This is a genomic window from Devosia sp. MC532 (assembly GCF_016461625.1).
Lineage (GTDB): Bacteria > Pseudomonadota > Alphaproteobacteria > Rhizobiales > Devosiaceae > Devosia.
On record NZ_JAEMNZ010000007.1, the window covers coordinates 1 to 25063 of the forward strand.

Annotated in this window: 24 protein-coding genes and 3 tRNA genes; 11 read left to right on the top strand and 16 right to left on the bottom strand. The window is 57.1% G+C overall.

The genetic code is table 11. The features are described from left to right. Together JHC09_RS10140 and JHC09_RS10145 are read left to right on the top strand one after the other, a co-directional pair. Positions 1-96 (top strand): IS3 family transposase (locus JHC09_RS10140; protein ID WP_199530998.1); only part of this gene is annotated, 96 nt, incomplete at its 5' end. A gap of 2 nt (positions 97-98) precedes the next feature. Further along, positions 99-539 (top strand): hypothetical protein, encoded by a 441-nt coding sequence (locus JHC09_RS10145; protein ID WP_199531859.1) that lies wholly within the window; start codon positions 99-101, stop codon positions 537-539. A gap of 399 nt (positions 540-938) precedes the next feature. Here JHC09_RS10145 and JHC09_RS10150 read toward each other — a convergent pair whose 3' ends face one another. The 5 genes from JHC09_RS10150 to JHC09_RS10170 form a co-directional block, all read right to left on the bottom strand. Beyond that, a complete protein-coding gene (locus JHC09_RS10150) occupies positions 939-1916 on the bottom strand; it encodes a site-specific integrase (RefSeq protein ID WP_199531860.1) in 978 nt (325 codons plus the stop codon). An 846-nt stretch (positions 1917-2762) separates the two neighbouring features. Further along, a tRNA-Phe gene (locus JHC09_RS10155) sits at positions 2763-2838 on the bottom strand. A 204-nt stretch (positions 2839-3042) separates the two neighbouring features. Beyond that, positions 3043-4002 carry an ABC transporter permease gene (locus JHC09_RS10160; RefSeq protein ID WP_199531861.1) on the bottom strand — a complete coding sequence of 320 codons (960 nt, stop codon included), beginning with the start codon at positions 4000-4002 and terminating at the stop codon, positions 3043-3045. Position 4003: 1 nt separating this feature from the next. Next, positions 4004-5527: a sugar ABC transporter ATP-binding protein gene (locus JHC09_RS10165; protein WP_199531862.1), complete on the bottom strand. Its 1524-nt coding sequence runs from the start codon at positions 5525-5527 to the stop codon at positions 4004-4006. Positions 5528-5568: 41 nt separating this feature from the next. Continuing rightward, positions 5569-6495 carry a substrate-binding domain-containing protein gene (locus JHC09_RS10170; RefSeq protein WP_169195397.1) on the bottom strand — a complete coding sequence of 309 codons (927 nt, stop codon included), beginning with the start codon at positions 6493-6495 and terminating at the stop codon, positions 5569-5571. A gap of 125 nt (positions 6496-6620) precedes the next feature. On the opposite strand from JHC09_RS10170, the gene JHC09_RS10175 reads away from it, so the two are divergent. The 4 genes from JHC09_RS10175 (at position 6621) to JHC09_RS10190 (ending at position 10445) form a co-directional block, all read left to right on the top strand. Then, on the top strand, positions 6621-8069 hold the full coding sequence (locus JHC09_RS10175; RefSeq protein WP_199531863.1) for an FGGY-family carbohydrate kinase: 1449 nt from the start codon (positions 6621-6623) through the stop codon (positions 8067-8069). A 167-nt stretch (positions 8070-8236) separates the two neighbouring features. After that, positions 8237-8959: a Bax inhibitor-1/YccA family protein gene (locus tag JHC09_RS10180; protein ID WP_169195395.1), complete on the top strand. Its 723-nt coding sequence runs from the start codon at positions 8237-8239 to the stop codon at positions 8957-8959. A 62-nt stretch (positions 8960-9021) separates the two neighbouring features. Continuing rightward, positions 9022-9657, top strand: coding sequence for an exopolysaccharide biosynthesis protein (locus JHC09_RS10185; protein ID WP_169195394.1), 636 nt, complete (start codon positions 9022-9024; stop codon positions 9655-9657). Positions 9658-9701: 44 nt separating this feature from the next. Beyond that, a complete protein-coding gene (locus JHC09_RS10190) occupies positions 9702-10445 on the top strand; it encodes a fumarylacetoacetate hydrolase family protein (RefSeq protein WP_199531864.1) in 744 nt (247 codons plus the stop codon). Positions 10446-10783: 338 nt separating this feature from the next. On the opposite strand, the gene JHC09_RS10195 is transcribed toward JHC09_RS10190, so the two are convergent. The 6 genes from JHC09_RS10195 to JHC09_RS16920 form a co-directional block, all read right to left on the bottom strand. Beyond that, positions 10784-10859: transfer RNA gene (locus tag JHC09_RS10195), tRNA-Phe, on the bottom strand. A gap of 95 nt (positions 10860-10954) precedes the next feature. Further along, positions 10955-12379, bottom strand: coding sequence for an FAD-binding oxidoreductase (locus tag JHC09_RS10200; RefSeq protein WP_199531865.1), 1425 nt, complete (start codon positions 12377-12379; stop codon positions 10955-10957). Between the two features lie 195 nt (positions 12380-12574). Further along, positions 12575-12651 (bottom strand) — tRNA-Met (locus JHC09_RS10205). Positions 12652-12688: 37 nt separating this feature from the next. Then, the gene (locus tag JHC09_RS10210) at positions 12689-14185 is read right to left on the bottom strand and encodes a UdgX family uracil-DNA binding protein (protein WP_199531866.1); all 1497 of its coding nucleotides are present in this window, start codon (positions 14183-14185) and stop codon (positions 12689-12691) included. A gap of 5 nt (positions 14186-14190) precedes the next feature. Continuing rightward, positions 14191-15438 carry a putative DNA modification/repair radical SAM protein gene (locus tag JHC09_RS10215; protein WP_199531867.1) on the bottom strand — a complete coding sequence of 416 codons (1248 nt, stop codon included), beginning with the start codon at positions 15436-15438 and terminating at the stop codon, positions 14191-14193. 222 nt (positions 15439-15660) lie between these two features. Continuing rightward, positions 15661-15915, bottom strand: coding sequence for a hypothetical protein (locus JHC09_RS16920; protein WP_248305980.1), 255 nt, complete (start codon positions 15913-15915; stop codon positions 15661-15663). 87 nt (positions 15916-16002) lie between these two features. Between JHC09_RS16920 and JHC09_RS10225 the strand changes: the two genes are divergently transcribed. The 4 genes from JHC09_RS10225 to JHC09_RS10240 all read left to right on the top strand — a co-directional run bounded on the left by JHC09_RS10225 (position 16003) and on the right by JHC09_RS10240 (position 19659). Then, entirely contained in the window at positions 16003-16359 is a 357-nt protein-coding gene (locus JHC09_RS10225) for a DUF2200 domain-containing protein (protein ID WP_199531868.1), read from the top strand. A gap of 138 nt (positions 16360-16497) precedes the next feature. Next, complete coding sequence (locus tag JHC09_RS10230) at positions 16498-17499, top strand: DUF4344 domain-containing metallopeptidase (protein WP_199531869.1); 1002 nt, start codon at positions 16498-16500, stop codon at positions 17497-17499. Positions 17500-17519: 20 nt separating this feature from the next. Next, positions 17520-18524, top strand: coding sequence for a DUF4344 domain-containing metallopeptidase (locus JHC09_RS10235; RefSeq protein ID WP_199531870.1), 1005 nt, complete (start codon positions 17520-17522; stop codon positions 18522-18524). Between the two features lie 184 nt (positions 18525-18708). Further along, complete coding sequence (locus JHC09_RS10240; protein ID WP_199531871.1) at positions 18709-19659, top strand: ring-cleaving dioxygenase; 951 nt, start codon at positions 18709-18711, stop codon at positions 19657-19659. Between the two features lie 41 nt (positions 19660-19700). Here JHC09_RS10240 and JHC09_RS10245 read toward each other — a convergent pair whose 3' ends face one another. The 4 genes from JHC09_RS10245 to JHC09_RS10260 form a co-directional block, all read right to left on the bottom strand. Continuing rightward, entirely contained in the window at positions 19701-20423 is a 723-nt protein-coding gene (locus tag JHC09_RS10245; protein WP_199531872.1) for a hypothetical protein, read from the bottom strand. A gap of 88 nt (positions 20424-20511) precedes the next feature. Further along, positions 20512-20937: a hypothetical protein gene (locus tag JHC09_RS10250; protein WP_199531873.1), complete on the bottom strand. Its 426-nt coding sequence runs from the start codon at positions 20935-20937 to the stop codon at positions 20512-20514. A 45-nt stretch (positions 20938-20982) separates the two neighbouring features. Next, the gene (locus JHC09_RS10255) at positions 20983-23013 is read right to left on the bottom strand and encodes a VWA domain-containing protein (RefSeq protein ID WP_199531874.1); all 2031 of its coding nucleotides are present in this window, start codon (positions 23011-23013) and stop codon (positions 20983-20985) included. Further along, complete coding sequence (locus JHC09_RS10260; protein ID WP_199531875.1) at positions 23010-23561, bottom strand: RNA polymerase sigma factor; 552 nt, start codon at positions 23559-23561, stop codon at positions 23010-23012. The genes JHC09_RS10255 and JHC09_RS10260 overlap by 4 nt, the downstream gene beginning before the upstream one ends. Before the next feature lie 105 nt (positions 23562-23666). On the opposite strand from JHC09_RS10260, the gene JHC09_RS10265 reads away from it, so the two are divergent. Continuing rightward, on the top strand, positions 23667-23861 hold the full coding sequence (locus JHC09_RS10265) for a hypothetical protein (protein ID WP_169195368.1): 195 nt from the start codon (positions 23667-23669) through the stop codon (positions 23859-23861). 45 nt (positions 23862-23906) lie between these two features. Here the strand turns inward: JHC09_RS10265 and mnmA are convergent, their stop codons facing one another. Continuing rightward, on the bottom strand, positions 23907-25058 hold the full coding sequence (gene mnmA / locus JHC09_RS10270; protein WP_199531876.1) for a tRNA 2-thiouridine(34) synthase MnmA: 1152 nt from the start codon (positions 25056-25058) through the stop codon (positions 23907-23909). Between the last annotated feature and the right edge of the window lie 5 nt (positions 25059-25063).

The following is a 25063-nucleotide window of genomic DNA, read 5'->3' on the forward strand; positions in this document are numbered from 1 at the left end:
GACTATATCGAGCGCTTCTATAACCCGAGGCGCCGGCACTCTACACTGGGTTATCTGAGCCCCGTAGACTACGAAGAAAAAGCTAAGTTAGCCTAACCGTGGGTCCACCGAACCGGCAGCAGCTCAAGCACACCGTTCCGGTGAAGGTTCTGACGGACCGTTGGAAGGCGTTTCGGGCAGAACGTGCGCCAATGCTAGTTGATGTCTACGCGTGGACGCTTGTGCACTCGGTCTCTGCTGGTGTGCACATGTCCGAAAAGGGCGGCCTCGGCCCCTATGAAAAGAAGACAGACGCCTTCACAGCAGATCACGCGCACGTCGGTCTGCCATTCATGCGCTATAGTTATCACGCAGCGCCGCCAGTGATTTGGAATGTGATGACGGGTGAGAGGGTTGAGTCGGCGAGGTGGACTTTCAGAGACCATGTTGAGAGCATTGAAGCGCTGCTGAGAGAAGTTTGCGGCGATCAGTCAGAAGTAGTCCAGCTAAGGGCGCGGATGCAGGAGCTGCTGACGATTTTGCCGGGTGGTGGAGCTTAAGCGAAATCGAGATGTATTAGGTATGAATGGAGTATTGGTGCCTATGAATGCACCAACAAGCTTCTGCAAGCCTGCTGACGGGCCGGAGAACGGACCTTACTCCTCGCAATAGCTGTCATTTGATGAGCGCATGGTGTCCCTTAGCAGCCTCTACTCTGCCGTTTCAGAAAATCTAAGACCAGAGTATCCGTTGGCCGTGACGCCGCTGGCAAAAGCGGTCTGTCGGCATACGTTGCCACCCGCGCCGTCGGCGACACGGGACCGAATGGCTGCTTTCCATCATGCGGTCACAGAGAGCGGACAGGCTGGTTACGGCCCCATAACTGCCGTCGGCGAAATCTGCTATAAACAATTCCACGACGAGCATTGCGGAGAACACCGCAGCCGCACACCGTTGACTCAAATCCTGAAAATTGACTTATTCCTGTTTGCAGCGACGCTTTCGTCACGTGACGTTCGGTATGCGTCATCTTGCACCGCTAGCACGCTTTCTGCCGACGGGCGTGCGATAACCTTGCTCTTCCAACCACTTGAACGCTTCGCATAGTGCCTTGTTGCGGTTACGCAAGATGCATGTCCAGCAAGCGCCGCTACTTGCCTTACCGACAATTCTCGTTTTGCAGTCGCCAGCGCAACATGTCGTATCGTGTAGAGACAAACGCGTTTTATTCTCAGCCTTGCGCATACACGCGCCAAACGTGCTGAGAGTCGATTGAGCAGCGCTCGGCCAGAACCGGCAGCGATCGAGGCCTGCTTTAAATTTTCCAAGAAAGCTAGTAACGGCGCCATCAGGTTGTCACTAAACGAAGAAAGGTCGAGTGTCCTCGTCACACCGTTACCGCGCCCATTCGAAGACTTAGCATTGAGGACCACAAGATACTTTTCCTCGACTTTCGCAGTCAAATATTCCATCGGCCTCAACCCAAGTCGCCGGCCAAGCTCCAGAAAGCAGGCAATCAGGAAATCATCCTGCTTACTCTTGTTCAAAGACCGCAGAATAAGTTGATGCTCATCTCGTGAAATAGACTTCCGTTTACCGCTCGCAGTCCCCTTATTCGCCTTCGCCACGGGTTCAACCTGAGTATCAAGTAAATCCATAATCTGGGAGTAACGTTCAGGATTTGAGACACATCTCTCGACTGCCCATTTCAGAGCGCGTCGGTATGACTTGATTGTTGATTTAGCCCATATCGTATTTTGAGCAACAAACCATCGGGTTGCACTTTCAAGACGAAAGGCCGTCCAATCTTTCTCAGAAATATCGTTTTCATTGGGCAATGCGAAAGCGAGCAATGTTCTGACGTATCCCGCGTATTGTTGTTCGGTACCCTTAGATCTAGTGACAGCTGCTCCTGTCACATCAGTGAGCGTCTCCATGTTTCTCTACCTGCGTTAGTCGACGAAACATGAGTATCTTTTAAAACCATGAAAGTAACAAACGAGCGACGATCTCGGAGAAACTAAAAAACAGAAATGCATTTCGCCGTACTAGAAAATTTCATCAACGCCGAAAACAAACATACTCACCAAAGACGACACTTTTGATCTTCACGTTGCACCAAAATCTCGAAGTATGACTTAGAGCAACCAAACATACAGCTCAGGCTTTCAAGCCACACTCCGTCACAACGCTCACCCGAGCATGTCTACAGGATGCAAACATGCCCTACGGCACCTACACCGTATCGGGAGGACGACCGTAGGAGTTAGAGACTACTGCCGCGCAGCACACAGCATTCCTGAAGGGTGTCCCACGAGATATTGATGCCCGGAACCTTTGACACAGAATTGCTAGTTGAAGGCTTTGCCGGCTCGCGGAGATGAACTGTCTCGTCATCATACATTTGGAGACTGGCCCAAAGGCCCAGCTAGACAAGTCACGCATCTTACAATCGGCAGAATTAGTAGCCGCGCGTAGATTCTAGAAAACAGCACAATTGGGAAACAGACTGAGGTTTCTAGCTTCCCGCAGTGATAGGTCGACAGGGGCGATGATAATTAGATAATCGGCAACCTCGAGGGTGCATTCAATCGCAGTAGAAACACAATCGACCGCAACAACAACTCGAAGTCTGCCTGTCGCAGTTTTGCTGCACGGCGGTTCTGGCCGTATTTGTCTATTGCAGTCTCAGCAAGGACTTAGCCGACTGTGACAGACAGCAACATGCCTAAGCTCTGAAACAAGCCAGCAATCACTAACATATTCATGTTTAGGAGGAAAAGTGGTGCCCGGAACCGGAATCGAACCAGTGACACGCGGATTTTCAATCCGCTGCTCTACCAACTGAGCTACCCGGGCAACCTGCTCGCCTTACGTCTGCGAACACCCGCTTTCTAGGGCATCATTTCGCGCTTCGCAATTGCTAGACGCGTGTGTGAACACAAGTTTTTTCGCTGTCCACAGGCTTCCATCATTTTGCCGCCCACAACGCCGCCAACTGCCCCGCAACCAACAAAAAACGCCGCGTCATCAACGCGGCGTTTGGTTCGTGTCTGCGCTGGCTTAGCGTCGAGCCTTGCTCAGCGAGCCCATGCCCACCGCCAGCAAGATGAGCGCCCCCACCAGAATCTGGCGGATATAGCTATCAACGCTCATCTGCGTCAGCCCATTGTCCAACACCCCGAGCACCAACACGCCTACAACTGTCGCCAAAATGCGCGGTTCGCCGTGGCGCGACATGGTCGAGCCCAAAAACACCGCCGCAATCGCATTGAGCATCAGCCCCGAGCCCTGCACCGGATTGGCCGATGCCACGCGGCTGGCATACATAATGCCCCCCACCGCCGCAGCAAAACCGGTGAGCGCAAAGGCAATCGTGCGCAACCGCTTGACCGGAATGCCACCCAAATGCGCCGCTTCCATATTCCCGCCAATGGCATAGAGGCGACGACCGAACGTTGTCTGCTCCAACAGCACCCACACCGCAAAGACCACCAAAATCGCGATAATGGAGAGGTTCGGCAGGTTGATCGCCACCCCGCCCCATTCACCCAGCGGAATGCCCCCACGCGCAAACGTGCCAAACTCTTCCGGAATAGCCCGTCCCGAAATCGTCTTACCGCCACTGACGACAAAGGCGAGCCCTGAGAACATGGTCATGGTCGCCAGCGTCGCGATGAAGGGCAAAATCCCGACAAAGCTCACCATCACGCCATTGACCACCCCGCCAAGCAAGCCGATCGCCAGCGCCCCGAGCACAGCCATGCTCACTGGCATCCCCGCCGCCATCATCAGCGCGGCGACAATCCCCGCCAGCGAGGCAGTCGAGCCCACCGAGAGGTCAAAATCCCCCATGGTCATGACAATGGTCATGCCCGCCGCCACCACCATCAACATCGACACCTGCTGGGTGATATTGAGCCAGTTGCGCGCGGTCGGGAATGTACCCGGCAGCATGATCGAGAAGAACAGAACGATAGCGATAAAGCCGATCAGCGTGCCGTAGCGACGAATGTGCTGCATATTAGGCCACCTTCACGCCGGAGGCCCGGCCGTAGCAAAGATTAATAAGAGTATCTTCCGCGAGCCCTTGAGCCTCGACAATGGTGTCGAACTGCCCCTCGCGCATCACCGCGATCCTGTCGCTCATGCCCAAAAGCTCAGGCAGATCGGTCGACACCAGAATAATGGCAGTGCCCTTGGCCGCCAAATCGCGCAGGATGGTGTAAATATCGAATTTTGCGCCCACATCGACGCCGCGCGTCGGCTCTTCCAAGAGCAGCAGTTTTGGCGGCCCCGCCACCACGCGGCCAAAGACAACCTTCTGCTGATTGCCGCCTGAAAGCTCATAAACCGGCTGGCCAACACTGGCCGCCTTAAGGCGCATCGCCGCGCCGGTTTCGCTCGCATAGGCTTTCTCATGCCCCGGCTTGAGCCACACGCCCGCCGCGCTATGGCGCTTCAAATGGGCAACGGTAATATTCTCATAGATCGGGCGCTGCATGAACAGCCCCTCAGCCCGTCGCTCGCGCGGCACATAGGCAACGCCCGCTTCCCAGGCCGCCCCCGGCGATTTCGGCGCATAGGCCACTCCGTCGAGAGTTAAGCGCCCGCTCGTGATCTTCTGGTCGCCAAACAGCGCCCTGATCAACTCCCCCTGCCCGGAGCCCGACAGCCCGGCAATGCCGAAAATCTCGCCGGGACGGACCGCAAATTCAATCGGTCCAATACCCTTGGCCATCAGCCCTTTTGCAATAAATGCCTCGCCCTCGCCCGGCTGCGACACCGCCTTTGGGAAAGCCTCGTCCACCCGCCGTCCGATCATCATGGCAATGAGATCGTCCTGCGTAATATTGCTCATCGCGCCGCTGTCGATGGAGGTGCCATCACGCAAAACCGTGGCCTTGTCACACAGCGCCATAATCTCATCGAGCCGGTGCGACACATAAAGGACCGAGCTGCCCGATGCGCGAATCTCGCGCAAAACCTTGAACAGCCGCTCGCTCTCGTCGCGCGTCAGCGCCGCCGTTGGCTCGTCGAGCACATAGACCTTGGCGTCATCGAGCAGCGCCGCCGAAATGCGTACGAGCATCTGATCGCCCAGCGACAGCTCGCCAAGCGTACGGCGCGGATCAATATGGTCGATCCCCAGCCGCGTCAGCGCCCGCTGCGCTTCCGAGTTCAGCGCGGCCCAATCGACAAAAACACCCGCCCGGCGCGGATAGTCGCGGCCAATGAAGATGTTCTCGGCCACCGACAGGGTCGGCACAACATTGAATTCCTGATGGATAAATCGCAGGCCCAGATTATAGGCCGCCTTGGTGCTTTCGATGCTCACCAGCGCGCCATCAACACGGATCTCAGCGCTATCGGGCGTCACCACCCCAGCGAGAATTTTGATGAGCGTCGATTTCCCCGCTCCATTTTCGCCCATAAGCGCATGGATTTCGCCGGGAGCGACCACAAGGTCCGCCCCTTTTAACGCAGGCACGCCCGCGTAGGATTTCGTAACTCGGGTCGCGGAAAGAAGCGGAGTGGGAGAGGCCATAATGGCCACTCCCTTAACGCGGAAATTTGAGCCCGCGCAACTTATTCGGCAGCGTTTGCCGAAGTTACGAGCTTGGTTGGCACATAAATCGCCGACTGACGGATGTCTTCGCCGGCAAGAACACGCGCAACTGCGTCAGCCGTTGCCGCGCCAATGCCCGCAAAGTCCTGCGCCACCGAGGCTTCGAAATTGCCACCAGCAGCAATCGCTTCCTTGGCCTGTGGGTTGGCGTCGATCCCGGTGATGATGATGCCTTCGCCTTCGCGCCCGGCCGCTTCGATCGCCTGTAGCACGCCCAGTGCTGGCTGATCCCAAGCCGCCCACACAGCCTTGATGCTGCCTGGCTCTGGGTTTGCCGCAAGGATTGCTTCCATCTTGGCGCGGCTATCGGCGATACCACCGTCCGACACGTCTGGGGTTACGCGGTCGATCACCTTGATATCGGGGAAGTTCCCAAACACGGCATCAGCCACAACGCCACGCACCTGCACCGGTGGGAAGGCTTCAAAGATGAACATCACCACATTGCCTTCGCCGCCGATACGATCAGCAACATAGGTCGAGGTTTCGGCCGCCATGGCGTAGCCATTGGAGGTCACATTGGTCACGAGCAGGCTATCTGCGCCCGCATCCATGCCGAACACTGGAATGCCAGCGTCCTTGGCGGTCTGCAGCCCTGCGGTCACCTGTGCCGGGTCAACGTTGATCACAATGGCATCAACGCCCTGAATGACGAGGTCTTCAATGCGGCTAATGACAGCGGCGACGTCGCCTGCAGTGTCGATGACGTTGACATCCCAGTCCTGCCCCTCGGCATAGTCTTGGAAGGCTTCAACGTAAAATTGCGTGCCCGGCTGCGCCATATAAGGGGTGACAATCGCCACCTTGCTCGCGGCGAATGCGGCACTCGAAGACAAAACTGCAAGCGTAAGAGCCAAGCCGGATACGGCGAGCTTTGTGCGCGACATTGGAAAAATTCCCTCCACATAATTTCCGGAGGCAAACCAATTGCCTACGGTTGTTTTCCTTTGTGGTGGGGGCACTATATGAGCCAAATAGCGCTGAGCAAGTAGCGAATTGGACGGAGACGAGCATGGCCCTGACCCTAATCGGTATTGACGTCGGGACAACCGCGACCAAAGCCATCCTCATTGATGCCTCCGGCCAGCAAATTTCGAGCTTTTCGCGCCCCCACCCAATGGATCGGTCAGAGGCTGGCAAGGCCGAGCAATCCCCTGATACTTGGGTCGAAAGTGTCCTCGCCGCCCTCGCCCAATTTGCCAAGGTAGCGGATTTGTCTGAGCTAGCGGGCATTGGCCTCACCTCGCAGGTCAACTCCCATGTGTTTGTTGGCAAAGACAGAAAGGCACTGCGCCCAGCCCTCACGTGGCAAGACACCCGTGCCGCCGACGATGCCGCCAAGCTCGACGACGCCGTCACCACCGAACAGAAAACCCGCTGGTTCGGCGGCCCCGTGCCGATTGACGCCAGCCACGCTCTCTCGCGCATGGCCTATATTGCCCGCACCGAACCTGAAGTTTGGAACCAGACTTGGCAGGTCCTGCTCCCCAAAGACTACATTGCTCTCCAGCTCACAGGCGCACTCGCGTCCGATCCTGTGGCCGCTGTCGGCCTCGTCAACGAGGCTGGCGCCTATGTCTCCGAGCTGCTCGATCTGCTCCCCGGCGCAGAGGCGCGCCTCCCCCCGCTCTTTTCCTATGAACACGTCGTCGGCACGGTAAAGTCGGACCTTCCCGGTGCTGGCGCGCCGGTCTGCGTTGGCGCCATGGATGCTTGGGCAGGCATGTTCGGCTGCGGCGTCGTTGAACACGGCGACGCCATGTATCAATCCGGCACCAGCGAAGTCATGGGCATTGTCTCCAACACAATTGTGCCAACCACCGGCGTCATTCTCTTCCCGCCCTATCAGGGCATTCGTATGCATGCTGCCCCCACCCAATCGGGCGGCGCTTCGCTCACATGGCTTTCGGGCCTCCTCAATCGCCCCATCGGCGAGTTGGCGGCACTGGCGAAAGATGTCGACATCACCGCCCAAACCCCGCTTTTCCTTCCCCATCTGGCGGGCGAACGCGCCCCGATCTGGGATGCGCAATCGCGCGGTGTTTTCGCCAATCTCTCCTCGGCCACAACGCCCGGCGACATGGCCATTTCCGTACTCGAAGGGGTCGCCCACTCGGCCCGCTGGGCCCTTGAAGCCCTCATCAGCTCAGCCGATTTCGCCCCCCAAACCCTGCGCATTGGCGGGGGTGGCGCACAGTCCGATTTGTGGTGTCAAATTCGCGCCGATGTCTTGGGCATCCCGCTTGAGCGCGCCAACGGCGACGCCACTGCAGCGCTCGGGGCAGCAATTATCGCTGGCGTTGGCAGCCAGGTTTTCGCCTCCCTGCCTGCGGCCGTCCGCAGTCTCGTCCACTTCGACAAAACCTTTGTGCCCAATGCCGAAAAGTCAGCGTTTTACGCTGCCCGCCACAACCAATTCCGAACGCTCTACCAGCAGATGAAAGCGCTCAATTTCGCGTAAGCAAGGGTCTGAAATGGCGCGACACAGCGCGTGCCGCCGGAAAATCCAAATTTCTGAACTTCCGCGCGCCTTTAGCCTATGCCCTTGTCAATTCACGAGATAAACCAAAACCAGTGATTGCGGCGCTCACACGCGCTGAAAGCATATTTGAATGGAGTACCAATAAGATGTCATCTCAGCCCAATATGCGGTGGGGCACTGCGGCCGCGACCCAGAGCAACGCCGCTTTTGACGAAGGCCTCCGCCAGCACATGCTGCGCGTTTATAACTACATGGGTCTGGGCTTGGTCATCACCGGGCTGGTTGCCTTCTTCGTTGGCAATACGCCAGCGCTCTATGTCCCGATCTTCTCGTCGCCGCTCAAGTGGGTTGTGATGTTCGCGCCACTGGGCTTCGTGATGTTCTTCTCGTTCAAGATCAACACGCTCTCGGCCAGTGCGGCACAGGCCATGTTCTGGGCCTTCTGCGGCATCATGGGCCTTTCGATGGCCTCGATCTTCCTCAACTTCACCGGCGCGAGCATCGCCCGCACCTTCTTCATTTCCGCGGCCATGTTCGGCGTGATGAGCCTTTATGGCTACACCACCAAGGCAAATCTGGCCAAGTTCGGCTCCTTCCTGATCATGGGTCTGATCGGCGTGGTCATCGCCTCGATCGTCAACATTTTCCTCGGCTCGAGCGTCCTGCAGTTCGCGGTCTCGATCATCGGCATCTTGGTTTTCCTCGGCCTCACCGCTTGGGATACCCAGTCGATCAAGGACCAGTATTCCGAACATAACGGCGTTGAAGGCAATCAGAAGCTCGCTGTGATGGGCGCGCTCTCGCTCTACCTCAGCTTCATCAATATCTTCCAACTGCTGCTCAGCCTGACCGGGCAACAAGAGGACTAATCTTTTGGCGCGCTGTAGGGTATTGATCTTACAGCGCTCCTCCTTTCGGCCAAGGATTGCCAATGTTGAATGAAGATCCCAGCGCGCGCGTTACCGACGAAGCCTATAGCCTCTCTACCGCTCTGCAGCGGATCGCGGACCGCACCGACCGTGACCGCATCTTCATTCGCGATCTTCTAGCCGAACTCGACCAGCGGGCCATTGCGGCCATGCTCTTTGTTTTCGCCGTCCCCAACACCATCCCCGTGCCACCCGGCGTTTCGGGCGTTTTGGGTGCGCCGCTGCTGTTTCTGGCCGCGCAGCTCATGCTGGGCCGCGCCCCTTGGTTGCCTGCCCTGATCGCTGACCGCTCGTTTGCGCGGGCCGACTTCGCCCGCATCCTCAATAAAATTGGCCCGTGGCTGGCAAAGGCCGAACGCCTTATGCGCCCGCGCCTCACTGTCCTGACCAAGCCGCCCGCCGAATACATCATCGGCGCGATCATGCTCGTTCTGGCGATCGTGCTGTTCCTGCCGATCCCGCTCGGCAACATGCTCCCCGCCATTGCCATCTGCATTCTGGCGCTCGGGCTCATCCAGCGTGATGGCCTTTGGGTCATCGCAGGCACGGTCACAGCCATAGTTTCAGTCATTATCGTTTCAGGCGTCGTTGCAGCCTTTGCCTTCGCCGCCTGGCTGGCCTTAACGGCCATATTCTGATCGCAAAACCTGCTCCCCCGCGCGCTAGACCACGAGGAAATTCTATGTCGCTTGCCTTGTCCAATCTTCTGCTTGCCCAGCATAATGCCGGAACACTGATCGAAACCCTCGACGAAAACCTCGTCCCCAAAGACCGCGCTGAGGCCTATGTGGTGCAGTCCGAAGTCGTCGCCTCGCTCGGGCCGATTGGCGCATGGAAAGTGCAGCCTTATCCTACCGACGCTGAGCCGCTCGCCTCCCCTATTCCTGCCAGCTTCGTCTTCCCAGCGGGCGACTCAATCGCGCTCAACACCAAAGCCGCTCTGCTAGTCGAGGCTGAAGTTGCGGTGACGCTCAAGAGCGACCTACCAGCGTTTGATGGCACCTATGGCCCCGCGGACGTGCTCGCCGCCATTGGTACCACGCAGCTGGCCATTGAAATCCTCGCACCCCGCTTTGCCAATCCAGCAGCCACCCCATCGCTCGCCGGCATTGCCGATCTGCAAAGCAATGGTGCCGTGATTTTCGGCGCGTCCCGCTCCTTTGATGATCTGGCTGAACTGGGCACGCTGGAAATGGCTCTGCTGGTTGATGGCGCGTCCATCGGCAAGGTCACCGAAGGCCCAACCACCGAACGCACGCTGCGCTCGCTCGCTTGGCTCGCCAACCACGCTGTTTCGCGCGGCACCCCACTCAAGGCAGGCGACGTGATCATCACCGGCGCGCGCATTGGCGCTCTGCCGCTCAACGGCAAGGCCATCACCATCACCGCGCCGGGTTTTGAAACCATCACCGCAACGCTCGTCTAATCGAGTTTAGACGTCACGCATTTTCTCAAGGGCTGCACCTCGGTGTAGCCCTTAGTTTTGAGCGCCATCCCCGCCCTATCAATGTGAGGTATTATCGAGAAATCGCCAGTCGAATTTCGACGGCCAGCACCGCGCCAGCTGCGCAGTTTGAAATCCCCAACATGTCTCAAGCTTTAGCGCACGTAGCCGCCTCGTTTGCGGCCATCAACAAGCCCCCAACGGCCTATCCCGCGCCCAAGCTCAAGCCCATAAGTGCCAGCCAAAAGCCACAGAAACGCCCATGCGTGCCGCACGAGCGACCAGCGTCACTGATCATGTTTTCAATTTAGGAAAATAAGTGGTGCCCGGAACCGGAATCGAACCAGTGACACGCGGATTTTCAATCCGCTGCTCTACCAACTGAGCTACCCGGGCAACCATAATTCGCAACATTGCTGCGAACCGAGGGCCTTATAGGACATGTCTTTTTTCCGCGCAAGCAAGAACACCCGCTGTGGAAAAGAAACATTTCATCCCGCAGTGATCCGCGCCAATTCAAAGTTCTTGGCGTTAATTTTCGGCACATCCCCGGCGACCAGATCCGCCATAAGCTCCCCCGCGCCAAGCCCCTGCGTCAGGCCGAAAGTGAACCCGCCCATGACAAACAGCCCCTGCGTGCTCGGCACCGGGCTGATGACCGGAATCTCGTCCTTGGCGACATCGACCATGCCGCCCCAACGCTCGATAACACGCCCCTCCCTGAACGCCGGAAACTCGTCTTTCAGCCAGCCGAAAGAGGCATCCAGCGTGCCATCATTATGCGTCGGCGCCACAATGCGCGCCCGCTCAAACGGCGTTTGCTGATCGAGCTTCCAAGAGCGCTCAATGCCAAAAGATCGAGGCAAATCAGAGCCTAACGTCATATCAAGCGGCGTATCACCGGAGAGCATTTCCGGCAGCACCGGCAGAAAATCAAAGAGCAGCGAGAAGCTATCGCGCAAGATCGGAGCGGTCATGAAACGGGGCCCGTTTGAATAGCTCCCGTCCACTTCCTTGCGCCAAACCACCCTTCCCGCAGCGCCCACAGCTGGCGGCCCCTCAACGCCCGCAATGCGTTGCTGGGATAGGTAAACCGGCAGAACCGGGAAGTTGATATCGGCGTTACCGAGGAACAGCCGCGACCAGCTCCCACCCGCAACCACCAAGGCCTTGGTCCGCACCACCCCCTTTTCGGTGATGACATGGGACACCGCTCCACCCTCAGTTTCAAACCCACGCACCGCACACTCGGTAACAATTGTCACGCCCCGCGCCATCGCCCCTTCGGCAACAGCAGGCGCAGCAAACGCAGGCTCCATCCCGCCATCATCGTCTTGATAATACCCAGCTTTCCACTCCGATTGCGCCCCGGGCAACAGTTGCTCCAGCTCTGCTCCCTCGACAAATCGCGCCCGAATAGGAGCCTGAACAGGCGCCACGGCTTCGGCCTTTGCCAGCCACGCACGCGCCTCTTCGATCTCGCTGTCTTCCTTGAAAGCCTGCACCCGCCCGTAGGCCCGATAGCTCGTATCTTGCCCAATCCGGGCGTTCATCCCCTGCCAGAGAATTTTGCTCTGCTGACCAAGCTCGACAACCTCCTGCGGCAGGCCAAAATTGGTGACCTGCCCATAGGCTCGACTCGATTGCTCCGCGGCCACTTGACCCTTTTCGCAAACGACGACGGAAAGGCCTTTTTCGGCCAGAAAGAATGCCGTGGAGACGCCCATGATCCCCGCGCCGATAATGACCACATCGGCTTCCGCCGGCAGGGTTCGTTGCCCGCTCACAGGCCGGGCGCGCGACGTGGACGCCTGCAAACTGCCCGGACGCAACGCCATGGGGATTGTGATCACGCCAGCACCCGCCAGAAGAAGAGCTCCCGATCCGAGCAACACATTCCGTCGCGTCAGCTTCATCCCGACCATCCTAAAATCACGTCATGACAACAAAACCTCAGGCGACGTGGGTGGTTCCCCCTGATAACAATTGTGCAAGTTTGAGCAGCGCATAGCGTCGTCCCCTGCCGCGAAAACCGCAGCATAAGCCGACCAAAAAACAGAACGCTGAATACCAAAAGGCCCCGAAAACTTTCGTTTTCAGGGCCTTAAAATTGGTAGCGAAGCCCAGATTTGAACTGGGGACACACGGATTATGATTCCGCCGCTCTAACCAACTGAGCTACTCCGCCTCAAGGGCATCAGCGTTGTGCGCCGATGAGCGACTTACTAAAACCGTCTGCTTTTGAAGTCAAGCGCTTCAGCACCAAGGCTGTGAATATCCTTTTCCATCATGAGGTTTCGCACAAGTGTCAGATCCGATTGGAACTTTTCCAGTTCCTCCTGCCGCACTGCAGGGTCCGGCAGCCTTAGGAGATAGGAGGGGTGATTGGTCACAAAAAGGAGCGCACCATTGTCCAATGCGAACGGCTTCCCGCGGCTCTCGGCAATAGAAACGCCGCGCCGACCGAGCAAGCTCTCGGCCGCTGTCGCGCCCAAGGCCACGATTACTTTGGGCTTCACCATAGCAATCTCCATATCGAGCCAGAACCGACACGCTTGAACTTCGCCAGCGTTAGGCCTTTGGTGGATCCGGCGCTTGCCCCGCGGTTCAAATTTGAAATGTTTGACCGCATTGGTCACATAGATCTTTTTTCGGTCGATCCCGACCCGACCCAAAACCTCATCAAACACTTGCCCCGCAGGCCCAATGAAGGGTTTTCCCGCCAGGTCCTCGCTGTCGCCGGGCTGTTCCCCGACAAACAAAAACTCTGCGTTTTCCGGACCTTCGCCAAACACGGGCTGGGTGGCGAATTCGTGAAGCGGACAGTTTTTACAAGAATGAATTGCCTCCCGCGCGCCGGCCAAGGTTTCAATATCCACCGGCTGCGTCGCCACAACGCGGTCCTGCATCCGCATATGGCGCGCTGGCGGTTGCGAGCTTGCCTGCGCAATCATCTGCAATTCCATTGCCTTGGCATCACGGATGAGGCTTCCAATCTCTTCGGCCTCAGGCAGGTTCTTCCAATATTTGACCGGCATCTCCGATTTCATCATCGACACCTTCAACCGCGCCGGATTGAAAATGGACCGATAATAGGTGCGCCAATCGTCCTCGACGCTATCCTCTTGCGGAACATCGCTCTTTTGGCCACCGGGCCCAAAAGTGAGCGTCTCCGTATCCCAAAAGGCGCTGGCAGAGGGTGTGATAATGGCCCAATCCATGCTGGCAAAGCGGCGTACGAAAAAGGGCGCCGTCGCCTCGAGCACAAAGTGTTCCGGCTCAAACCACGAGACAAAATGTTCGCCATTGGCGCAGCTCTCGTCTTCGAGCCGCCGAAACCGCACAAAGGCTTTCATTTTGTGGCTGTCTCGTCTCACCCCGGAGGCGAGCCGCGTCAGCAGAAGCATGTCGCGATCAGAGGCGACATGCACCAGAGAGCGGTCTTTTTGCAGCCGCCACAACAATCGATAAAGCCCGTCGAACCGCGCAGGATCGGAGTGCTGTATCGCGCCACGCGCCAGCTCAATAAATTCCTTCGGCACGGATCCCACGGGGCCATTGCCTTCCGGCAACAGCTCCTCCCCCGCTTCGAACAGCCCGTTTTGGTCTGTCCCATAGCGCCAAACAACGTCATGCGGCGCAACGCCTGCCGCCAACAGGCGACGCGCCTTGCCGCGCCATTCTTCAAGATCGTTGGGCTTGCTCAGTCGGATCGCCAACATAGCGCTTAAAACAGGCTCATTTGCTCAGGATGCGGGGCGAGCCTTTCGCGAAGCTTTGCGTCGTCGGTCAGCCCGCTCGGCGTCCAATCGGAGGCAGCGATGAAGGGGCGAACCTTGTCGATAGACGCGGCCATCCTCGCCACATCTTCAAGCCGGAGGCGCTGGAACCGACGCGAAGCGATGATGCGATCGACGCTACGCACGCCAAGCCCAGGCACGCGCAGCAACATTTCCCGATCGGCGCGGTTCACATCCACGGGAAAATTCTGTCGCTGTTTCAGGGCCCAAGCCAATTTGGGGTCAATCGCAAGATCAAGCAGCCCCTGATCATCCCCACCCGAAACAATTTCAGGAACATCAAATCCATAAAACCGAATAAGCCAATCGGCCTGGTAGAGCCGATGTTCCCGCATCAGCGGCGGTGCCTTCAGCGGCAGGCGCGACGATGCGTCGGGAATGGGCGAAAATGCAGAGTAGTACACCCGCTTCAGCCGATAGCCCGAATAAAGCCCGGCCGCGCGGGTAAGGATTGCGCTGTCATTGGCCCCGTCTGCGCCCACGATCATCTGCGTGGACTGCCCGGCAGGCGCGAATTTCTGCTTTTTGGCCTTGCTCAACAGCGGCTTTTTATCGGGCTTGGCCTCGTCCAATTTGCCCCGCAAATTGGCCATGGCCGTGCGGATTTCCGATGGTCGCTTTTCGGGGGCCAAAGTTTCCAGCGCCACGTCGGTCGGCAGCTCAATATTGGTCGAGAGGCGATCGGCCCACCGCCCTGCCTCAATAAGCAGTTCCGGCGCGGCATTTGGGATCACCTTAAGATGGATATAGCCCTTGAAATGGTGCACTTCGCGCAGCGCTTTGGCCACGCGCACCATCTCCTCCATCGTATGGTCCGGCGATTTAATTATCCCCGATGATAGAAAAAGGCCTTCAATATAGTTGCGACGATAAAAATCGAGCGTGAGGTTGACCACCTCTTCGACAGAGAACCGCGCGCGCTGAACATTGGAGGACGAACGATTGATGCAATAAGCACAATCATAGATGCAGAAATTGGTCAGGAGCAGCTTGAGCAGGCTAATGCAGCGGCCATCGGGTGCGTAGGAATGGCAAATGCCGCTCCCCTCGGTCGAGCCAAGCCCCTTGCCGTCCGAACTATTGCGTTTCTCCGTGCCGCTCGACGCGCAAGACGCGTCATACTTGGCTGCATCGGCGAGAATAGCGAGCTTTCGGTTGAGAGTCAGCGGAGCCATTGTTCATCCTTTGTTCTCACTCTTGTAGCGCGACAAGCGGCGGGATGAAAATAGGATTGCAGGAATGTGAAGTGGACTTATCCCCTCCCCTTCACAGCCTGTCAGAATGTCGACCCACAAAAAGACGCAGGATCAATCAACCGAAGTCAGAACCACAATTCAACGACATTACCGGCGCGAATGGAATGGTCAGCCGGCCGATGTCACGAACTATAGCCGCCTTCACACCTTCGATCGACGCCAGCCTGCGGCCCGAGCTTCTTGTTCGGAACAAAACCAGCGCTCTCCATGCGACGCGCTAATGCGGGTCTCGGCGTAATAACGCTGCCCGGGAACGTGGTAGATCTTCTCGCCACGAGTGCTGACGTTGCCCTTAATGTTGCAACGCGTTCCTTCTTGCGCAAAGCTGTCAGATACCGGAAAACAGAAAACAATCGCGATAAGCGCGAGAGCCACAATAGAAATATTCTTCGTCATGAAATCCTCCGCAGGGATTTCATCATAGCCAATAATGTCTCGCAAGTTTTGTGAAACACCATACTCTTAACTGGGACGAGCCAGAACATGGATAGCGATCACACACGCCTATTTAATTACACATTCGGCAAAATCTATGTGCTCTATCTGCAAAAAATTGAGCGTAAAGGACGCTCGAAAGAGGAACTCGACCAGGTCTTGTTCTGGCTCACCGGCCACAATGCGCAGAGCCTGGCCGAGGCGATAGCAGATGAACGCACGCTTGATGCTTTCTTTGCCCGAGCGCCAAAACTCAATCCTGCTAAGTCACTCATAACGGGCGTGATCTGCGGTATCCGCGTTCAAGACATCGACAATGAGACAGTCCAGAACATCCGCGTCATGGACAAATTGGTCGATGAATTGGCCAAGGGCAAAGCACTCAATAAAATCATGCGAAGCTAAGCCAAGCCCGTACTCAATCCTAACACACTGCATACCGGCAAAAATCAGTAAGTACTATTTACAGAACATCCTTGACCGCGCCCTAGGCGATCAGCGTAAATCACTGAGCGAGCACAAATTGCGGGCAGGAGAATAAGTATGAGACTTGCGTGTTTCGGCGCAGTGGGGATGTTGGCTTTGGCCCTAAATCCGGCTTTTGCGCAAGCAGAGCCAAGCGAGACCAATCAAGATTTCATGGTTTTAGAAGCCGGTGTCCCGCTCGAACTACTCCCCGGGGAAGTCGTCGGTGATGCACTTGGCCAATATAGATTCACCTTAGAGTTCGCTCCGACACAAAATAACGAACTCGCTCTGATCAAAAATATGCTTGAACGAACAGGCGTTTTTGCCAGCGTTCTCGATGAGCTTTCTGACCAGATCGCCCTTCCTGAAACCGTGCCCGTGATTTTCCAAGAGTGCGGCGAACCCAATGCCTACTGGAGCCGCAACGACCATACCGTAACCATGTGCTACGAACTCGCGGCCCAGTTTTTTGATGATTATTCGACGCTGGACAACAAGTTCGCACCAATTTTCCCATGGGCGGACCACCGCCAAGTCACCATTGGCTCAACGCTTTTCGTGCTCCTGCACGAAATCGGCCATGGAATGGTGACACTCTTCGACCTGCCCATCACCGGCCGCGAAGAAGATGTGGTCGATCAGTTTGCAATCTTTATCGTCACCAACTCCGATGAGGAGGATCAGGCTCTGGCGGAGCGCCCGTCGCGCTTAGCCCTCTTGGCCGCCTATGGGATGATGAGGACAGAACTGCCGATGGAACGTGCGCCGCGCCACTACTGGGGCGATGAGCACAGCTTAGCGCAACAGCGCGGCATGGACATGCTCTGCATGGTATTTGGCTCCGATCCCGACGCTTACTCCCTACCAGTAATGCCCGGTTTCACCATGATCGCCGACTACGCCGAGCAGAACCCAGACGCCTTCACAGGTCCTGCACTGGTTGAAGCGCTGAACCGAGCGGACGATCTCAATCTCATCCCGTGGATGCGCGCTCGGCTGTGCCCTATGGACTATGCCAAATATGAGGCGAGCTGGGACTATTTGATTGAAACTTTCATGACCCCGAAGTCGAACTGAGCGGGAACGAGGAGACACACATGAAACTCACATCTCTCGTTCTTGCCACAGCAGTTCTCTCCCTTGGCGTAACCGCAGTCTTGGCTCAGGACCCCGGCGCCGCAGATAATGTTGAAACGCCAACCCTGATCGAAAAAGCTGACCTTGAGGCTCTCGAACCTGGTGCAGCGGCCGGTCAGCAACTCGGCGAGCACCGGTTCATCGTCTCCTTCGAGGAACCGACAACGCGCGCAGAAGCGCTCGTGCGCACGACGCTACAGAACGAGCCAGCCTTCACTGGCTTGCTGGACTCTCTTGCCGATCAGATTGCCCTACCGCAGGACGTGCCGGTCCGATTCAAGAACTGCGGGGAATCCAACGCGTACTGGAGCCCGGCCCTAAAAGAAATAAATATGTGCTACGAGCTCTTAACCGGGTTCAACCAGAGCTTTCAGGAGAAAGAGGACGCCTATCGGAACGCCTTTAAGTGGGCCGACCAGGTCGAAGTTCTTCTCGGCTCAACGGCATTCGTAATGCTTCACGAGATCGGCCACGGCATGGTCGATTTGTTCGAACTACCCGTCACGGGCCGCGAAGAAGATGCCGTAGACCAGTTCGCCACCTTCCTTTTGCTCGCGGCAGATGAACCCGGGCAACCCCTGCAGGAGCGCTCCTCACGCCTCGCTCTACTGGGTGCCTACTTCTTTGAAAGCTTGCTTCCGATCGGGGTGGAGGTGAACCAAAAATATTGGGCCGATACCCATACGTTCGGTGCCAAGCGCAGCATCGACATCATGTGTCTGCTCATGGGTGCCGCCCCGGAAACCTATGCCGAGATCGTGGTCTCGGGCGGCACGATGCTCAATAGTTTCTACAATGACCATCCCGAATTCATCGTCGGTCGTGAAGCCGAATGGATCGCTAAAACGGATGATCTCAATCTTGTCCCGTTCAGCCGTGTCAGCAAATGCGCTCAGGAATACGCGCGCTACTCTGGCGGCTGGAAATATCTCATTGAGACGTTCATGACCCCACAGGCGAACTGATCCGTCTCATAGTCCCCAATCACAAAGCCCCGGCCTCGGTCGGGGCTTTTCTGTTTCTGATGCGCCCGACTGTTCATCAATCGACACCAATCCGTTGCTTATTACGCAGTTTCTGAACCCCTAATCCTGACATACATTCAGTCTCGAACAACGGCGCACTGGCGCCGCGCTAGGAGAATACAAAATGACCCTGGAACTTGGCGGCATTCACCATCTGACGGCAGTGACGGCAGATGCACCGCGCAACCTGAAATTCTACACGAAGACCCTGGGCATGCGTCTGATCAAGAAGACGGTCAATCAGGACGACACCTCGTCCTATCACCTGTTTTATGGTGACGGCGTTGCCTCGCCGGGCGCAGACCTGACCTTCTTCGACTTCCCCACCATGCGTGAACAGCGCGGCAATCACACCGTCGGCCGCACCGGCCTGCGTGTTGATAGCGAAGCGACCTTGCAATGGTGGAAGGAGCATCTGGCTGATCAGAATGTTGCGACCAGCGGCATCAAAGAACGCTTTGGCCATGTCTCGATGGATTTTGAGGATTTCGAAGGCCAACGCTTCCGCCTCCTCGTCGACGACAAGAACAAGGTTGTTCCTTGGGCGAAGTCGCCGGTCCCAGCCGACAAGCAGATTATCGGCCTTGGCCCGATCACGCTATCTGTGCCGGAGTTGGCGCCAACCGATGCCATGCTGACCCGCGTCATGAACATGCGTCAGGTCCGCAACTATCCGGCCCGCGACAGCAAGGGCGAGGTCTTCGTCTACGAAATGGGTCCCGGCGGTCCGGGCGCTGAAGTGCATGTCTCCGTCAACCCAGATCTGCCACGGGCTCGCCCGGGCGCTGGTGGGGTGCACCATGTCGCCTTCCGCACCAAGGATCAGGATGATCTGCGCGCCTGGATCGATCGCATCAACAGCTTCGGTATTCGCTCGTCGGGCGAAGTGGAACGCTTCTACTTCACCTCGCTCTACTTCCGTGAGCCGAACGGTATCCTGTTCGAACTGGCGACAGACGTTCCCGGCTTTGCTGCCGACGAACCAATGGAAACTCTGGGCGAAAGCTTAGCGCTACCACCATTCCTTGAGCCGCACCGCGCTCAAATCGAGGCGGGCCTGAAGCCGCTCGAATAAAAACGAAAGGCCGGAGGAAACTCCGGCCTTTGCTTTTGGCCCTATGGCCGAGCGGGCGGGAGCCCATCGTCTGCAGCGCGCCCTCCCATGCCAAGTCCCATTCCCATCCCGCCGCCAGTGCCACCGGCGCCCCCTCCCCCTTGGCCACCACCACCGCCTCCTTCACGTCCACCTTCTGAACCCGCGCCACGCCCGCCACGAGCACCGCCAGCGGCAGGACGTGTGGGTCCTTGCATTGGAATTTCGAGGTCTTTGGGAATGGGATCCAGGTCAAGCGCATCGCGAATATAATTGCGCAGCGACACCACAAGGTCATGGGTATGGATTTGATTGCCAGCGACCAACTCTCGCGCCGCCTTCTCGGCAAGCCGAACCTGTTCATCAGTGCCCAAAAGAATAATGTCCGACAGTGCGGCCTCCACCGCATCGCGCACCTGGCGCACCCGTTCGAACATTTCGTCACTCATCGTACGCGGAGAGCTTTCGACCTCCCCACTTTCGGCAGCGGCTTTTTCTGCTGCACGGATGTCACGCAAATGGCGCGGATCAACCGATAGGCGTCCCGTAAAGGAGCCACCCAAAACCTTATAGGCAGCGATCAGCGTTTTAAGCCGCTCATTGATTTGCCGGTTCATTCGCTGCTGGCGCTGCTGAATAGTCGTCATCATCACCAGCCGAATGCCAATACCAACCAGAGCAAACAAAGCGATGCCAATCAGACTTGTGAGCACTCCCTGCCAAGTCGAAAAATCAAATCCCCGCACAGTCCGCTCTCCTCCGTCTAGGCTTCTGCCAGCATAACCAAAAAACAAGGGGCCGGTTTGTCTGGCCCTTATATTTTGTGACGAACTGTCAGCATTTTGCGACCAAAGTGGCCACCTTGGGAATTAGTGTTCCAACCTTTTGGCTGGACCAGACCACGATACGATCTTGCAAGTCAAAGGTGTATATATCCGCGTACGATCCAATCAAAATGGCACTGACCATTACAAATCTTTCGGTGATTGCGAGCGGTATAACGGTTGCTCCATCCTTACGATAACTACTCCCACCAATGGTATCGTCGAAGCCAATATCCCATTCTTCGCCCAAGCGAATGAGCGATATTTTGCCATTGCCAATCCGATCCTCCTCCCACCCCGGACCTTCTGGATTGAGGAAATTATCCCGGAAGAAATATCCATGACCTTCGGAATGACCGCATGAAATAAGGACCCCGTCTTGCGCTAGTACTTGAACCGGAAAAACCAAAAGGAAAATCGCAATAATGAAGCGCATATCGACGCCCTCATAAAACCGTTAAACTCTGACCTTCTCAAAGTTTTACCTAGAAGAAATATTTCGTTCAACCTCTCCACGGTCTGGCTGTAGCGCTGCCGCGTCGCCGATGAGGCGGATAAACTCAGCACGATACCCGCCCTCGTCATTGCCTCGCCCAGCTTGCGCGAGGGTTTTGATCTCATCCCAACTCATGGTTTTTCCATAAGATGAGCCTCGCAGCTTCTGACCAAAGGCGGCAACAGCGGCGGAAAACTGTGCATCAACGCCAGCATCGGCAATGTCGCCATAAACCACCTCGGGCGTAATCGGCACTTCGATTAGCTCGGAAACCGCGCCCTCAGGCGCCTTATAACGCATTTTCAAAAAGGCGATTTCCTCGGCCGCCCCAGTTGGCGAGGTCTGCCCATAGCGCAACGGGTCAACGTGCTCCCCACCCGATCCCACCGGGGTAATTTCATAAAGCGCAGTCACGGTCGTCCCAGCACCAACCTCGCCCGCATCCACCGCATCATTATTAAAATCCTCGCGGTTCAATGCACGGGTCTCGTAACCAATCAGACGATACTCAGCGATGACTGCTGGATTGAACTCGACCTGAACTTTGACGTCCTTGGCTATGGTGTGGAGCGTTCCACCCACCTCCTCGACCAACACTTTTCGAGCTTCAGCAAAGCTCGAAATATAGCTGGCATTGCCGTTCCCATTTTGGGCGAGCGCCTGCATGGTCGCATCATCTAGATTGCCCCGCCCGAACCCCAAAACAGACAGGCTAATGCCACTGTCGCGCTTGATCGCGATGAACTTCTCAAGGGCACGCGGGTCATCAATACCCACGTTGAAATCACCGTCCGTGGCGAGGATCACCCGATTGGTGCCCCCTGCAATCTTGGCTTGCTCAGCCAGCTTATAGGCGAGCTCAATCCCTTCTGCCCCAGCCGTACTGCCTCCGGCGTAGAGCTGATCAAGTGCGTCCATGATCTTGGCTTTATTGTTCGCGCTCGTAGGCTCGAGCGCCACGCCAGCAGAGCCCGCATAGGTGACGATGGAGACCGTATCGTCACCCGACAGCTGATCCAGCAAAAGCGCTAAGGCGCGTTTGAGCAGCGGGAGCTTGTCGGCATATTCCATTGATCCAGACGTATCGATCAGAAACACCAGATTACTGCTGGTTTCTTCACGCACCACATCGCTACCCTTGATGCCGATCTGCATGATCTGGGTCTTATTGTTCCACGGCGTCGGGAAGATTTTGACCTCAGAGGAGAACGGCGCGCCATCCGCCTCCGGCACGGGGTAATCATAAGGAAAATAATTGATCAGCTCTTCGATACGAATAGCGTCCGCTGGCGGCACGAAGCCATCGTTGAGCGCCCGGCGCGTGAAGGCATAGCTGGCCGTATCAACATCAAGGGAAAATGTCGAAACCGGCTCTTCAGCCGCGACCTTGAGGCGTTGCTCGTCAAACTCGGTAAAACTGCCACCTACAGGGTTTTCGGCCTTTGCGGCCATAGGCGCACCGCCCTGCACCATTGGCGCCGCTTGGCGGGTGGCGATGGCGCCAACCGATGGAGCTGGCGCGCGCATGATCGCCTCTGATGGCAATGGCGCTGGCGGCGGGGCAATGGCCATGTCGAGCGCTGGCGCCGCAGGCGCTTCTTGCGCAATAGCGGGCGCAGCTTCTGCCAATACCTCTGGCACAACAGCGGGCTCGGCCGGCACCACTTCAAGCTTCTGCGTGTCTGCTTCGGTTTGAGCGACAGACGGGGCTTGAGTCAGCGCCGTCGAGTTATAAAGATGATACCCGAGTGGCAGCACAACGAGGGCAATGGCCAAACTGCCGATAGGAAGACGCATATCCATGATCGAACCCTTCGAGAGGTTTTTGATGATGGACATAAGACGGCCACCCCAGGCAGAACCTTGGGTCGGTTTTTCGTTTTTTTGCGTGTCCTCGGCCTGAGCAGCGGCAAAGGCAGCGCTCGCGGCGGCCAAAGCACGAGCGCGCGCATCGTCTCGCGGTGCTGGCGGCTCTACGCGGTTCAACGAGGAAAATGGATCGTTCTGGTGGCTCATAAGAACCCCCTCAAAGTCTTGCGGGCTTCGTGGACATGGAAGGACACAGTGGCCTCCTTGATACCCATAATTTCTGCGGCTTCGGCGTGGCTCAGCTCTTCGGCGTAGACCAAGAGCACAGCGTCGCGTTGTTTCTCAGGGAGTGTACGCACCGCCGCCCAAAGCTCATTGCTTGTGGTGGCCATTTCCTGTTCGGCGGGCTGACCATCGAGTGAGACCTGCGAATATGCTTTGGCATAGTTCCCACGCGTTTGCCGAGCGCGTTGAAAGTCGCGCACGGCATTGAACGTAATGCGATAGGCCCAACTTGAAAAAGCGCTGCGCCCGTCAAACCCGGCAATGGCCTGGCCGATCTTGACGCAAACCTCCTGAGCGATGTCTTCGGCGTCATCTCGATTTCCGCACCACCTCCACGCGGTACGGTAGATTGCATCATAGTGCTCAGCTATAAGCACGCCAAAAGCCTCAGGATCACCATTACGCGCGCGGATCGCGAGCGCATGGCTGGTCGCTGAAGTATTTGGCTCTGGTGCGGCGGACAGTCCCATCACTTGAGCATGCACATTTTTACTCGAACAGCTATTGTGCAGAGTAAGACGCCCCACAAGCACCACTCCTTGGGTGTGTGCGGTAAAAAAGTTTGGAACGAGCCAATGACCGAGAAAAAGCCCCTCCCCTTCGGCCTAACCAGTGGACGCATTCTCATTCTTTGCATGGGCGCGCTGCTGGCCATCATCACCATTTCGATGTCGATGGGTGGTCTGCACACCTATGAGGCGCTGAAGGAAGCGAACAACGCTGCCAAAACGGCAACGCCAGCCCAGGTCGAAGTCGCACCAGCCCAATAAACAAAATGGGCCTACCGAATTGATGAGGCCCACTTCAATTTCAAACTATGCGACCAGCGCCTGCGGCACGGCTTCAGCGATAAAGCCGCCGCCGAGGACTTGGCTGGTTTGGCTATCGTCAACGTAGAAGACGCAAGCCTGCCCGGGCGAGATGCCGTATTCGCCAGTGACCAAGGTCACATAAACCTCGCCGTCACGCATTTGAATGACGCCGGGCTGCGGACCACGGGTAGACCGCACCTTCACTTCCACAGGGGCGCCATTACCCGACGCTGCTTCGGCCAACGGCACCGAACCCAACCAGTTCACATTGCGCAAACGCACGGTATGGGTCTTGAGCGCTTCGCGCGGACCCACAATGACGCGCCCGGTCTTGTGCTCGAGCTTAATCACGTAAAGCGGCTCCCCGGCGGCAACGCCGAGCCCCTTACGCTGACCAATGGTGTAATTGACGATACCGTCATGTTCGCCGAGCACGCGCCCGTCCAAATGCACAATCTCGCCCGTAGAGAAGGCTTCCGGATGCATCTTGCGGATGATGTCGGAATATTTCCCCTGCGGCACAAAGCAGATGTCTTGGCTGTCGTGCTTTTCCGCAATCTCAAGGCCGAGCTCACGCGCGAGTTCACGCACCTGCGGCTTGCCCATACCCCCCAGCGGGAAGCGCAAGAAGTCGAGCTGGTCCTGAGTGGTGGCGAAGAGGAAGTACGTCTGGTCGCGGTCACTATCGACCGGACGGTAAAGCTCGCGCCTGCCGTCGGCCCCAATACGGTCCTGCACATAATGCCCCGTTGCCAAAACATCGGCACCAAGGTCACGCGCGACCGTCATGAGATCAACGAACTTCACCGACTGATTACACGCAATGCACGGCACCGGCGTTTCGCCCTGCTGATAGGCATTGGCGAAGGGCTCAATCACCGAGCTTTTGAAGCGTTCTTCGTAATCGAGAACATAGTGCGGAATGCCGAGCTTAGCGGCGACGCGACGCGCATCATGAATGTCCTGGCCAGCGCAGCACGCACCCTTACGGTGGGTGGCTTCGCCATGGTCATAAAGCTGAAGCGTAACGCCAACAACTTCATAGCCCTGACGGGCAAGAAGGCCAGCAACAACGGAGGAGTCTACGCCACCGGACATCGCGACAACAACGCGAGTGTCTTCGGGGCGCTTGGCAATATCAAGCGAGTTCAACATTTCTC

Excerpts from the sequence above, each read along its gene's own strand:
- JHC09_RS10150 (WP_199531860.1), bottom strand. The coding sequence starts at position 1,916 with ATGGAGACGCTCACTGATGTGACAGGAGCAGCTGTCACTAGATCTAAG.
- JHC09_RS10160 (WP_199531861.1), bottom strand. The coding sequence starts at position 4,002 with ATGCAGCACATTCGTCGCTACGGCACGCTGATCGGCTTTATCGCTATC.
- JHC09_RS10165 (WP_199531862.1), bottom strand. The coding sequence starts at position 5,527 with ATGGCCTCTCCCACTCCGCTTCTTTCCGCGACCCGAGTTACGAAATCC.
- JHC09_RS10170 (WP_169195397.1), bottom strand. The coding sequence starts at position 6,495 with ATGTCGCGCACAAAGCTCGCCGTATCCGGCTTGGCTCTTACGCTTGCA.
- JHC09_RS10175 (WP_199531863.1), top strand. The coding sequence starts at position 6,621 with ATGGCCCTGACCCTAATCGGTATTGACGTCGGGACAACCGCGACCAAA.
- JHC09_RS10180 (WP_169195395.1), top strand. The coding sequence starts at position 8,237 with ATGTCATCTCAGCCCAATATGCGGTGGGGCACTGCGGCCGCGACCCAG.
- JHC09_RS10185 (WP_169195394.1), top strand. The coding sequence starts at position 9,022 with ATGTTGAATGAAGATCCCAGCGCGCGCGTTACCGACGAAGCCTATAGC.
- JHC09_RS10190 (WP_199531864.1), top strand. The coding sequence starts at position 9,702 with ATGTCGCTTGCCTTGTCCAATCTTCTGCTTGCCCAGCATAATGCCGGA.
- JHC09_RS10200 (WP_199531865.1), bottom strand. The coding sequence starts at position 12,379 with ATGAAGCTGACGCGACGGAATGTGTTGCTCGGATCGGGAGCTCTTCTT.
- JHC09_RS10210 (WP_199531866.1), bottom strand. The coding sequence starts at position 14,185 with ATGTTGGCGATCCGACTGAGCAAGCCCAACGATCTTGAAGAATGGCGC.
- JHC09_RS10215 (WP_199531867.1), bottom strand. The coding sequence starts at position 15,438 with ATGGCTCCGCTGACTCTCAACCGAAAGCTCGCTATTCTCGCCGATGCA.
- JHC09_RS16920 (WP_248305980.1), bottom strand. The coding sequence starts at position 15,915 with ATGACGAAGAATATTTCTATTGTGGCTCTCGCGCTTATCGCGATTGTT.
- JHC09_RS10225 (WP_199531868.1), top strand. The coding sequence starts at position 16,003 with ATGGATAGCGATCACACACGCCTATTTAATTACACATTCGGCAAAATC.
- JHC09_RS10230 (WP_199531869.1), top strand. The coding sequence starts at position 16,498 with ATGAGACTTGCGTGTTTCGGCGCAGTGGGGATGTTGGCTTTGGCCCTA.
- JHC09_RS10235 (WP_199531870.1), top strand. The coding sequence starts at position 17,520 with ATGAAACTCACATCTCTCGTTCTTGCCACAGCAGTTCTCTCCCTTGGC.
- JHC09_RS10240 (WP_199531871.1), top strand. The coding sequence starts at position 18,709 with ATGACCCTGGAACTTGGCGGCATTCACCATCTGACGGCAGTGACGGCA.
- JHC09_RS10250 (WP_199531873.1), bottom strand. The coding sequence starts at position 20,937 with ATGCGCTTCATTATTGCGATTTTCCTTTTGGTTTTTCCGGTTCAAGTA.
- JHC09_RS10255 (WP_199531874.1), bottom strand. The coding sequence starts at position 23,013 with ATGAGCCACCAGAACGATCCATTTTCCTCGTTGAACCGCGTAGAGCCG.
- JHC09_RS10260 (WP_199531875.1), bottom strand. The coding sequence starts at position 23,561 with ATGGGACTGTCCGCCGCACCAGAGCCAAATACTTCAGCGACCAGCCAT.
- JHC09_RS10265 (WP_169195368.1), top strand. The coding sequence starts at position 23,667 with ATGACCGAGAAAAAGCCCCTCCCCTTCGGCCTAACCAGTGGACGCATT.
- mnmA (WP_199531876.1), bottom strand. The coding sequence starts at position 25,058 with ATGTTGAACTCGCTTGATATTGCCAAGCGCCCCGAAGACACTCGCGTT.